This window comes from Lacticaseibacillus sp. YLM2-1, from assembly GCF_056583465.1.
On record NZ_CM152617.1, the window covers coordinates 2,019,687 to 2,032,001 of the forward strand.

At 47.8% G+C, this 12,315-nt stretch carries 6 protein-coding genes and 1 pseudogene; 1 reads left to right on the plus strand and 6 read right to left on the minus strand.

Annotated elements, in window-relative coordinates; translation table 11 throughout:
• Positions 1–204: 204 nt before the first annotated feature.
• From AC07KQ_RS09805 to glgB, 6 genes are all read right to left on the minus strand, one after another.
• A complete protein-coding gene (locus AC07KQ_RS09805) occupies positions 205–1,983 on the minus strand; it encodes a glycoside hydrolase family 13 protein (RefSeq protein ID WP_003580099.1) in 1,779 nt (592 codons plus the stop codon).
• A 249-nt stretch (positions 1,984–2,232) separates the two neighbouring features.
• Positions 2,233–4,641: a glycogen/starch/alpha-glucan phosphorylase gene (locus AC07KQ_RS09810; protein WP_003580101.1), complete on the minus strand. Its 2,409-nt coding sequence runs from the start codon at positions 4,639–4,641 to the stop codon at positions 2,233–2,235.
• 215 nt (positions 4,642–4,856) lie between these two features.
• Positions 4,857–6,302, minus strand: a complete 1,446-nt coding sequence (glgA, locus tag AC07KQ_RS09815; protein ID WP_480156551.1) for a glycogen synthase GlgA — start codon at positions 6,300–6,302, stop codon at positions 4,857–4,859.
• On the minus strand, positions 6,295–7,464 hold the full coding sequence (gene glgD, locus AC07KQ_RS09820) for a glucose-1-phosphate adenylyltransferase subunit GlgD (RefSeq protein ID WP_003580106.1): 1,170 nt from the start codon (positions 7,462–7,464) through the stop codon (positions 6,295–6,297). The genes glgA and glgD overlap by 8 nt, the downstream gene beginning before the upstream one ends.
• On the minus strand, positions 7,461–8,603 hold the full coding sequence (locus AC07KQ_RS09825) for a glucose-1-phosphate adenylyltransferase (protein ID WP_003659327.1): 1,143 nt from the start codon (positions 8,601–8,603) through the stop codon (positions 7,461–7,463). Before AC07KQ_RS09825 ends, glgD begins: the two co-directional genes overlap by 4 nt.
• Positions 8,600–10,699, minus strand: coding sequence for a 1,4-alpha-glucan branching protein GlgB (gene glgB / locus AC07KQ_RS09830; RefSeq protein ID WP_128521867.1), 2,100 nt, complete (start codon positions 10,697–10,699; stop codon positions 8,600–8,602). Before glgB ends, AC07KQ_RS09825 begins: the two co-directional genes overlap by 4 nt.
• 361 nt (positions 10,700–11,060) lie before the next feature.
• Here glgB and AC07KQ_RS09835 point away from each other — a divergent pair.
• Positions 11,061–12,107, plus strand: a pseudogene (locus AC07KQ_RS09835) (branched-chain amino acid aminotransferase); the annotation flags it as partial.
• Positions 12,108–12,315 lie beyond the last annotated feature (208 nt).

The following is a 12,315-nucleotide window of genomic DNA, read 5'->3' on the forward strand; positions in this document are numbered from 1 at the left end:
GCGGAAACTGTTTGCCTTTTCTTATTGTAATCTATTGGAATTTTAAAGATATTAGTGCCAAGGCGGAGCAATCGTAGGCCAGATGGGGCTCAGCCGTGCAAACAACACAGCGACCGGGCTTTGTCGCTGATGTTGTTAGGCGACTTCGAGACCGGTTTTTGGGCTCGAAGCGCCGTCACAGCATTCATAACAATAACATAAGCGTTAAATTTGCTGCCAAATCACACCGCCTGCCGGTACCATCGTGCCTACTGGTAATAAAGCGCGCAAACTTTTTGGCACTAATTCAGCATGCGGATCCTGTAACACTTGCGGTGATCCAGTTGGATTGGCCAGAACTACCAGCGTTTGGGTATCATTTTGGCGGACGAAGCCAAAACTGTCTTCAAACGTAAATGGGAAAAAAGCGGCACCTGCAGCCAAGGCTGGCTGATCAATGCGGGTCTGAAGCGCGATTTGATAAATATCCAAAACAGCCTGATCTTCATGGCCCCACGGATAAAAGGCGCGGTTATCCGGGTCTTTACCGCCAGTTAACCCGGCCTCATCCCCGTAGTAAAGGCACGGCACCCCAGGCAGCCAGTAAAATAGCGAGACGATAAACTGCAACTTACGCCGATCACCATCCAACATCGTTAAAATCCGTGGTGTATCATGACTGCCAATGTTGTTGAAATTGAACGCAAACGCATTTGTTGGATAATTCTCTTTCAACGTCATCAATTGACGCACAAATCCTGCCGCGTTTAACTGCCCATTTGTCAAGGCAATCAACATGGATCGCAGCGGATAATTCATGACTGCATTCAATTCGCCGCCTTCAAAATATTGCCGCCGCTTGCCATAAGCCTGTTTATTGGAGGCATCCTCCCAGACTTCGCCGATCAGCACCCGCTCCGGAAATTGATCAAGCGTGCTGCGAATCTGCCGGATAAAATCGTCCATCAATTCATCGGCAACATCCAAGCGCCACCCATCAACGCCTAAGTCAGTCCAATAACTGATCACCGAACCTTTTTTAGCCGCAATGAAGTCATGAAAGTCTTGATTATCCTTATTAATGGCTGGCAGATCCTTCACGCCCCACCAGCTATTGTAGTCATCAGGAAATCGCTTGAATGAAAACCACGAGGCATATGGGGAATCCAAGCTATTGGCCGCACCCACGTCTGAATATTCATTGACGGCATTGAAGTAGCGGCTATCAGCGCCGACGTGGTTAAACACGCCATCAAGAATGACATGCATCCCCAACTGATGCGCTGCCGCCAAAAACTGCTTAAAGTCATGCAGCGAACCTAAAACTTCATCAATTGCGAAATAATCGCCGGTGTCATACCGATGATTGCTCCGCGCCTGAAAAATTGGACTTAAATATAAGGCGTTGATGCCACGGGCTGCCAATAATGGCAGCTTTTGTTGAATGCCAGTCAGATTACCGCCGTAAAAATCCCAGCGAATGATCTCGCCATCGTTCCCGCGAATATACATGGGCCGATCGGTTTTTCGCCCATACAGAAAAGAGTTTTCCTTCGGAGCATTCACGTGACCGTCAGCATTCCCATTATTGAAGCGATCTACGAAGATGTGATAAAAACGGGCATTTTGATACCACGCCGGAACGGGATCAAATGCGGTCACAACGGTCATCTGATAATTAACCACATCCACATTTTCCGGGTAAAGCTGACCAAGCCCGCCAAAGCCACCGCCGACTGCACCAAAGCGTTCCCGGCCATTGTCGCTTTGCAACTCAAAATGATAAAACCAAAGACCGTCATTAGGAGGCGTAAACGTCACTGTGTAGCCGTTAGGGCTTTTCGTCATCGGCAAGGATTGCGTTTGATCGCAATGTTCGTCTGGCATGATGACAAGTGTGGCTTGTGTCACCGCACCATCAGCCTGTGCCGTCAATGTGACAGCCGTGCCTTTTTGCACCGCGCCAAAAGGTCGGCGATCGGTAAATGAATCAAATTGAAACATTGTGTTCCTCCATGTGTCATGTACACGAAACGTTCTCAAAACCGATAAATGAACCTTCATTAATCACGCAACCGATAGCTGGATTGATAACAATGAGCGCCAAGGCATGCTGATCAGATGCTATTCTACATCGAGTGTTTCCGATAAGTCCGAGCTGGCGTCGCGGCGATTCAGGCTGGTGGCTGCGCGGCCAACTTTCTGCATGTTATCTAAAAAACAATCATCAAAAGTAGCCTCTGTATGACCGCTTTAAGCCTCGTGATCATCTTCTGGTGTCTTTGCCACCACATGCCAAATCTCGCGACCATAACGTTGAACCGTAAAGTCAGCCGAGAATCGGCCACTTTCGGCAATATTAGCCAACGCCTTTTTGGCCCAAATGCGCGGTTGTTGATAAAGCTTATCCAGTCTTTCGTTCGCAGCCAGATAACTTTCAAAATCGGCCAACACGAAGTATTCATCGTTGTAAGTCAACAACGAATTGAAAATGTCACGACCTTCTGTTTCAATCCCCGGGATCTGCCCATTGACCAGCATATCCAGTGCGGCGTGCAAGCGTGGATCTTGATCGTAAAAGTCGCGAGCATGATAATCGCCACGCTGGTAATAACCGGCAATTTCTTCCTCTGTCAACCCAAAAATCTCAACGTTGTCATCACCCACGGCATCCTTGATCTCGATATTTGCGCCATCAAGCGTCGCCAAGGTCAAGGCACCAGCACTCATCAGCTTCATGTTACTGGTGCCGCTGGCTTCCTTACCGGCTGTGGAAATTTGTTCAGAAATATCGGCCGCAGGAATAATCTTTTCAGCCATGGTGACACCATAATTCGGCAAGAAAACAACTTGCAAGTACTTGCTGACATCTGGATCACCGTTGACCAAATCGGCAACTGCATTCATAACCTTAATGATTTCCTTGGCATAAACGTAACTTGGCGCAGCTTTAGCGCCAAAAATGTGCAAACGCTTTGGTCGTTTTTCGCCACGTTTGATCGCCAAGTAAGCATCGAGAATCCCTAAGACATGCAATAATTGCCGTTTATACGCGTGCAGACGTTTGATCTGCACATCAAAAATGGCATCAGGATCAACTTTGACGCGCACAACTTGATCAATATACTTCGCCAATGCTCGTTTATTTTCGGCCTTAGCAGCATTCAAATCGTCGAGAAACCGGGTATCATCGGCGAAGTCATGCAACTGCCGCAATGCCAACGGGTTTTTCCGCCAAGTTGTCCCAATTTTTTTATCCAAAAGGTGGGAAAGCGGTCGATCGCCAATTTGAATCCAACGCCGCGGCGTGATGCCGTTTGTCTTGTTATTGAACCGTTCTGGAAAGATTTGATACAAGTCATGCAGGACGTCTTTTTTAAGCAACTCACTATGAATTGGGGCCACGCCATTGATCGCATGGGAACCAATTGATGCGAGATAGGCCATCCGCACCTGTCCGTTACCAAGCGGCGCAATCCGATCAATCATTGCTTGACCAAATTGCGGCACGAAAACCAGCCGGAAGCGGCGATCGATTTCCTGAATGATTTGATAGATTCGCGGTACCATGCCGCTGAACATATCAATTGGCCAAACTTCCAGCGCCTCTGACAACAACGTATGGTTCGTGTAGCTCATCACCTTGAGCGTAATGCGCCAAGCTTCGTCCCAGCTAACATGCTCATCATCCATTAACACCCGCATCAGCTCCGGAATTGCCATTGCCGGATGGGTATCATTGATATGAATGGCAACGCGATCTGCAAACCCGGCCATGCTGTTGTGGGTTCGGCGATAATGGCGGACGATGCTTTGAATCCCAGCACTGGTAAAGAAGTACTCCTGCCGCAATCGCAGCTGCTTGCCGGATGCATCGGAATCGTCAGGATAAAGAATCTGTGTAATCTGATTGATCCGTTCTTTTTGTTCCAACGTAAAATCGGTGCCGGCATTGATCGGTGCTTCAGCAGACCACAGACGCAGGTTATTCACCACCTGATTGTGGTACCCCACCATGGCCACATCGTATGGTACAGCCAATACATCGTCAGTATTGTGATAGGTCACCCGCAGATTGCCGCTACGACTTGGGCGTAACTCAACCCAGCCGCCGAATTTAACCGTGACTGCGCGATTTTCTTTACGGGTTTCCCACGCAAAACCATTCCGCATCCAATCATCTGGCAGCTCCACTTGATAGCCGTTAACAAATGCCTGCTTAAACAAGCCATACTGGTAGCGAATACCATTGCCGTTGCCAGCCATGCCGACACTAGCCATGGCATCCATAAACGCTGATGCCAACCGACCTAAACCACCATTGCCTAAACCTGGATCTGCTTCAGCATCAAAAATTTTCTGCGGTCGCAGTCCCAACTCATTCAACCCTGCTTCAACTTCACTCAGAATGCCAAGATTTAGCAAATTCGACTGCAGCAGTCGGCCTGGCAGAAACTCAATTGAAAAGTAGAAGACCTGTTTCGTCTCCTCCTGATCGTAACGTTTCTTGGTTTCGGCCCAAGGTTGGCCAATATATGACCGCGTTAATAGTGCCAACGCCTGATAAAGCTGTTGGGTGGACAGGTCATCGAGCGGTGCTGCATACAGCTTCAAAGCAATATCTTTGAATTCTGTAATGAATTGTTCCTTTGTTAATGACATAAACACACCTCACCAAATTAAATACAGCAACTTTTAAACGCAACGCACCCCGGGAGTGACACCATGTCGTCGTACCCACGGCGACTCCAAAACGAGCCGAAACTCATTTTGATAAACAAAACGAGGTCGGATCGGGTCACCTTGCCAGCCGGTTTGACGCATCTACGCCTCGCCTGCCTTCCGACTGATCCCGACACGACCTCGCTGTTGTCACCTCATGCTTTGCCCAGAATGCGTTGATAACCTTTCAAATACTCAGCTGCGGAATGGTGCCAGTCAAAGTCCTTCACCATCGCATGTTGTTGCAACTTAGCATAGACTTTTGGCTGATCCGCATAAACACTCTTCGCCATGCGCAGAATGTTTGTGAGCACGCCTGCGTTGTAATCCCAGAAACTAAACCCATCACCAGCGCCAGTTTCAGCGTTATAGGCTAGAACTGAGTCACGTAAACCACCAGTTTCATGCACAATTGGCAGCGTGCCATAGCGCATCGCCATCATTTGTGCCAAGCCGCTTGGTTCAAAGGCGCTTGGCATCATGAAGTAATCGGCGCCGGCATAAATCCGCTGCGCTAAGCCTTCATCAAAATCAATCCGCACCGCCAATTGGCCAGGGAACCGATCCTGCAATGATGACAAATCTTCTTCCAGATCTTGATTGCCAGTACCAAGAACCACGACCTGTACATTATTTTGAACTAAGAAATTCTCCAAAGCATCAACTAAGAGATCAGCCCCTTTTTGCCGGGTCAAGCGACTGACCATCGCAAAAAGCGGATCAGTCCTCTTTGGTAAATGCATCTCGTCTTGCAAAGCCTTTTTATCTTTGGCCTTGCCAGCCAAATTCTTGGCGTCGTAATTATAAGCCAGATTCTGATCAGTGGCTGGATTATAGACTTCAGAATCAATCCCATTCAGAATCCCGACCAGTTTACCACTTTGTTTTCGTAAGGTGCCATCCAAATGCTCGCCAAAGGCTGGTGTTTGAATTTCTTTGGCGTAACTCGGGCTAACCGTCGACACAAGATCGGCGTAATTAATCCCGCCCTTAAGCCAATTGATTGACCCGTCTTGACCAAAGCCATCGTCGTTGAAACCTTCACGGCCAATACCAAAAACGGTCGCTAACGTTGACGGCGGGAACCAGCCTTGGAATTGCAGATTGTGAATCGTCAGTTGTGTCTTAATCTGTTGATACGGCTTGATCCAACCATACTTTTCTTTTAATAGCACCGGAATGAAAGCTGTGTGCCAATCGTTGGCATGAATGACATCTGGAATCCATTCAATCACCTGAAGCATTTCAATCACGGCCATTTGGAAATAACCAAACCGGCCGCCGTCATCCCAGTAACCGTACAAGCCATCCCGATCAAAATACTGCCGATTATCAATGAGATAGTACGTGACATCCCCGAGTTTAATTGTTTTAAGGCCAACGTAAACTGGACGGCCACCCATCTCCAAGGTGAAATGGGTCAAATCCTTCACCTTAGGCAGATACTTCGCCGGGAACTTCTTTTCATAAAATGGAATGGCAACCCGAATGTCCACACCTTGCTTCTTAATTGCTTTAGGCAAGGCATAGCTTACATCCCCTAAACCGCCTGTTTTATAAAACGGCGCACTTTCCGCAGCTGTAAAGAGTACTTTAAGCACGGGCCGTCACCCCCTGGCCATCTGGCTGAAAGACTTTCTGATTCTTCGAAAAGACCAATGGCTCCTCAGGGGTCCCTTCCAACGCAAGGTTTGGCCCAATGACCACACCTTTGTCTAGGATCGCATACTTCACACTGGAGCCTGTGCCAATCTTACTGCCTTGCATCACAATACTGTGATCAACCACTGCATCACGATGAATATGCACATTTCTGAAGAGAATCGAATTATCGACCGTACCTTCAATGAAGTCACCAGTACCTAACAAGCTGTTGGTCACCTTGGATTCGGTTGAATAGAAGGTCGGAATTTCATTCTTATTCTTCGTTTCAATCGAATTAGCACTATAAAGCAACGCTTGATAGTTTTGGTCTTCCAACATGCTCATGTTCGCGTCAAAATACCGCTGAATCGTATTCAGTTTCGCCAGAAAACCAGTATATTCAAACGCGTTAGCATTATTTTCCAGTACGGCTTCACGTAGAATTTGCGGCAACCGTTTGAATGTTGGCGCTTCGGAGGCATCCGTCAGAAGATCAATCAAGTCAATCGTCCCGATCAGATAAATATCCATGAACGCCGGGATCTTACCTTCCTTGAGATGCCCACGATTTTCCGATGCTGGGACAACTGAGCTAGCCGTGCCAAGCTCCGTCATATCCAACGTTAAATCTTCCGGCTTCATCGCTTCTTCCGGCAAATTCTTGTAAACCGCCGTCACCGGACTCTCACCAGCTTGGTGATAGGCAACGATGGCATCGACATCGACATTGGCCACATTTTGCGTACCCATGATAATCGTGTACTGCGCGCTGCTTTTGCGCAGAAATTGCAGATAGTCGTCAAAATACCGCGCGCGTAATTTTGGATCTTCATAGTCGCGGCCAGCCATATACGGATACGTGAAAATACCACCAGTAATCTGATCCATGTTCCAAGTCGACCCGCTACGAATGTGGTCCGTGACACTACGACCGGACTTTGGCAGGAAAATCGCCACGCTGCGCACATTGGCATGATCCAATGATGACAGTGGAAAATCGATGAGACGGTAGCGGCCAGCAAACGGCAAGGTACCGATCGGGCGGGCTGCTGTCAGCGGCTGAATTTGGTCGTCTGGTTCATTCAGATCAATAATTGCTGCTAAATCGCCTTTTCTCATTCTTTTTCAGTCCTTCCTAAAACTTCCCCATAACCAACAACGCTAATTTCATTCGGTTTGCCGACAACTTTACCATTGTCCCCAATAATCGCATTTTCACCGACAATGGCATGATCGACAGTCACGTTCTTACCAATAACGGCGTTTGGCATGATCATGCTGTCCTTGATCACGGAGCCTTCACCGATTTTAACGTTTTGACTCAAAATACTGTGCTGAATTGAACCTGCGACATAGCAGCCGTCAACAATCATGGAGCCAGCAACTTTGGCGGTCTTGGTCAGGAACATTGGCGGCAGCGCCTCGTTTTGACTGAAGATCCGCCAGTTGCGATTGCCAATGTTCAATGGATTGTTAGGATTCAAAAATTCCATGTTAGCTTCCCACAGACTCTGAATCGTCCCGACATCCTTCCAGTAACCGCGGAAGGCATAAGCATAGCTGGCTTCATTATGCGTCAGGTAAGCCGGAATCACGTCATGGCCAAAGTCTTCCATGGCACCATCTGTTGCATAGCTTTCGGTCAAATATTGTTTCAACGTCGGCCAGTTGAAAATGTAAATCCCCATCGAGGCTAAGTTACTCTTTGGCTTGGCTGGTTTCTCCTCAAATTCAATAATCCGGTCCGTGTCATCGGTGTTCATGATGCCGAAGCGTTTGGCTTCTTCTTTTTCAACCGGCATGACAGCAACAGTCAATGAAGCCTTCTTGGCCTTGTGATAATCCAGCATCGCTTGATAATCCATTTTATAAATGTGATCCCCTGAAAGGATTAACAAATATTGCGGATTGTACGAGTCAATATAAGCGATGTTTTGATAAATCGCATGCGCCGTGCCTTCAAAGAACTTTTCGCCTTCACTTGAAGCGTAAGGCTGCAGGATGGTCACACCGGCACCGCGTTCATTAAGCCCCCAGCTGGCACCATTTTGAATATGGCGATTCAGCTCAAGCGGTTGATACTGGGTAATGACCCCCGCGGTGTTGACCCCTGAATTAGCTAAATTACTCAGAGTAAAATCAATAATCCGATATCTACCTCCGAATGGCACCGAAGGCTTAGCCGTCGTTTTGGTCAGTTTCCCTAAACGGGTTCCCTGCCCTCCGGCTAAAATCATTCCCAACATTTCAGTACTCATGATTGCGGCGCATTGTGCGCCTTCCCCCCTAACTTCTTCGATTGCTGATGGTTAACTTTGCTAATGTCACGTGGTTGCGACCGCGCTGGCGATGTGCCCCAGTCGTCTTGATGACTAATCGGTTGCCGTTGATGACCGGCGAGTGACAACGGTGTTTCATGTCTCGGTAATGCCTTGGTTGGCTGCTTGCCTTTAAGTGCCAACGGTTTTTTCGGCAACGGCTTCAGCTGTTTTGGTTTAATCAACAAAGCGCCCATTGCTGGTAAAATGACGTCAAGCCATGCAGGAACGTCATGGTTTTCGCCAATCTCAGCAGTCAAGGTCTGCTGCCACTTGGTCCATGTACCGCCAAAAGCCGCATCCTCAGTATTTAAAATAATCTCGTACGTTCCCGGACTAGGAACTGGCACGCGGAAATGATCTTTTTGAACTGGCACCAGATTCAAGGCCACTACCGTAAAGTCATCTTTTTGTTTGCCATAACGGATGTAACTCAGCACATCCGGTTCATCGGCAATCGTGATTTTGATGCCGTCGGGTTCATGATCTTGTTGCCACAAACTTGGCCGAGCTTTATAAAGATGATTCAGTGTGGTGGTGAAATGCTGCATCTTCTTATTCATTGGGTCTTTAAGATCGGTCCACTCCAGCTCGCTCCAGTCGCGCCATTCAAGAAACTGCCCCCACTCGCTGCCCATGAATAATAGCTGTTTACCAGGGAATGTTGCCTGCCACACATACATCGTCCGAAGATTAGCAAACTGGTTATACCGGTCTCCCGGCATTTTGTGCATCAGGCTCTTTTTGCCATGGACAACTTCATCGTGTGAAAACGGTAAGACGAATTGCTCGTTATACATATACATGAATGAAAACGTCAATAAATTCATATCACTGTGGCGATAAACCGGATCCTGCTCGAAGAACTTCAGCGTGTCATTCATCCAGCCCATGTTCCACTTGTAGTTAAACCCTAAGCCGCCAGTATCAATCGGTGCTGAAACTTGCGGATAGGCGGAGCTTTCTTCAGCCATCATGAGCACATCTGGATGTTTGGCAAAAATCTTTGTATTCAATTGCTTGATAAAGGCAATGCCTTCAAGGTTGTCACGCCCACCATCCTTGTTGCGATCGTTTTCCTTGCCAGCGTCATAATCCATGTACAACATGTTCGAGACAGCATCAACCCGCAGGCCATCAAGGTGGCAGTGATCCAACCAATACATCGCACTGGAAATTAAGAAACTCTGCACTTGTGCCTTGCCAAGATCGAAGTTCCAGGTCCCCCAGCGGACATTTTCTGCGCGGTGCGGATCGGTGTATTCAAAGGTTGGTGTGCCATCAAATTGGGCCAACATATCGGTGTTTTTGATGAAATGCCCCGGTACCCAGTCCATGATGACGCCTAATCCTGCTGTGTGAGCCGCATCGACCAACCGCAAGAAGTCTTGCGGATCGCCGAACCGGCTCGTCGGCGCGAAGTAACCCATTAACTGATAGCCCCATGAAGCGTCAAGCGGATGCTCCATCAACGGTAAAAACTCAATGTGGGTGTAGCCCAACTCCTGCACATAAGGGATCAGTTTGTCGATAGCGTCTTGATACGTCATATAGCCGCCATCTGGACCGGCATTGGTGTCGCGAATGAAGGAGCCTAAGTGGACTTCGTAAATATTAAGCGGTTCATCATACGGACGCCATTTTGCCCGCTTGGCTAGCCAATCTTCATCATGCCAAGTAATGCGCGGCACATCGACCAACTTAGCCGCACTGCCTGGCTTGCGTTCAAACCCAAACCCGTATGGATCAATCTTCTCATGGGCTATCCCATCAGGACCGATAATCCGATACTTGTATAACTGATTTTTTTTGGCTGCAAGCTCACCGTACCAACAACCGGTGGTGCCTTGCAGTTTCAACGGACTGCCTTGCCAGTCGTTGAAGTCGCCTTCGACGTTGACTTGTTGGGCATGCGGTGCCCAAACGAGGAAGGACCACTTGCCTGGTTCGACTTCATGGGCGCCAAACCGATTGTAACTTTGAAAATCTTGCCCGGAGTTGAAGAGGTATAACCAATCTTTTAATCCCTGAATCATGATCACTCCCCCAATCAAACGATACCGTCGTACATGTGAAGGCTTCTCATTCACTGTACGGCCGGACTTTTACCTACCAAATCAAGTGTAACAGTAAGACTATCAAAAGGCTCAAGAAACGCTCACCAAAAACCTTCACGCACGCCAACATAAATTTTTTGATAAGGCATATACTCCCAGTCCTCGTCTTAATTGTAACCGCTTACTGTTAATATTAACAGCGATTACAATCTTTTCTGTTGAGTTCTTTGTGAGAATACTCTAACATGATAGGTATATTATTTAATGAAACAGCAATGTTCACGCAACGTTACTCTGAAATCAACCTCAGCCGGCTGTTTTCAGTCAGACGCACACAAATACTGGAGGTACTGCCATGAGTGTCAATATTGATTGGAACAATCTAGGCTTCGATTATATGCAACTGCCATACCGTTATGTTGCCCACTGGAAAGACGGGGCATGGGATGAAGGTAAGCTGTCCACCGATCCCAACCTGACGATGAATGAAGGCTCGCCGATTTTGCATTATGGTCAAGGCGCTTTTGAAGGTATGAAGGCATACCGAACCAAATCAGGAAAAATCCAACTTTTCCGGCCTGACCAAAATGCCCATCGACTGCACAATTCTGCTGACAAACTACTGATGCCACCATTTCCTGAAGATCGCTTTATTGATGCGGTCAAGCAAGTGGTTGCCGCTAATCATGAATACGTACCGCCATATGGCACCGGTGCTACCTTATACTTACGCCCGATTTTGATTGGTGTCGGCCCCAATATCGGGGTTGCTCCGGCTAAGGAATACATTTTCGATGTCTTCGCCATGCCAGTCGGCCCCTACTTCAAAGGCGGCATGGTGCCAACCAAGTTCATCGTTGCCGATCAATTCGACCGAGCGGCGCATTACGGCACTGGCCAATCGAAAGTCGGCGGGAACTACGCCGCATCCTTGCAAGCCGGCAAATTCGCCCACGAGCACGGTTATGGCGATGCGATCTATCTGGACCCAATTGAACATAAATATATTGAAGAAGTTGGGTCAGCTAACTTCTTCGGCATTAGCAAAGATGGTAAAACTTTGAAAACACCGAAGTCACCATCCATCCTGCCAAGTATCACCAAGTATTCGATTTTGGCACTGGCGCATGATCGGTTTGGCATGACCACTGAAGAAACGAAGATTGCGATTACCGATTTGGATCAATTCGGTGAAGCCGGGGCCTGTGGCACTGCGGCGGTCATCACCCCGATTGCCAGCATCACCTACGAAGACCACGAACATGTCTTTTATTCGGAAACCAAAGTCGGTCCATATACACAGAAACTGTATGATGAACTGACGGGTATCCAGTTTGGCGATGTACCGGCACCTGAAGGCTGGGTCGTTGACGTCCCGTTTAATTAATTTAAAAATCATTTATCACTCGGAAACTGTGAGAACTTGCACGCGCTATAACGCATCTGCAATCGCGTACGCCCGCTCACGCTTCCACAAAAAAAGCAGCTGCCCGTTTTACCGGCGGCTGCTTTTTTGTGAGGAAAGTCATTTTGCATAATTCAACAATATAACAGTCAATCAATTCAAAACTTACTAAGCAACTTTACGAAAAAGC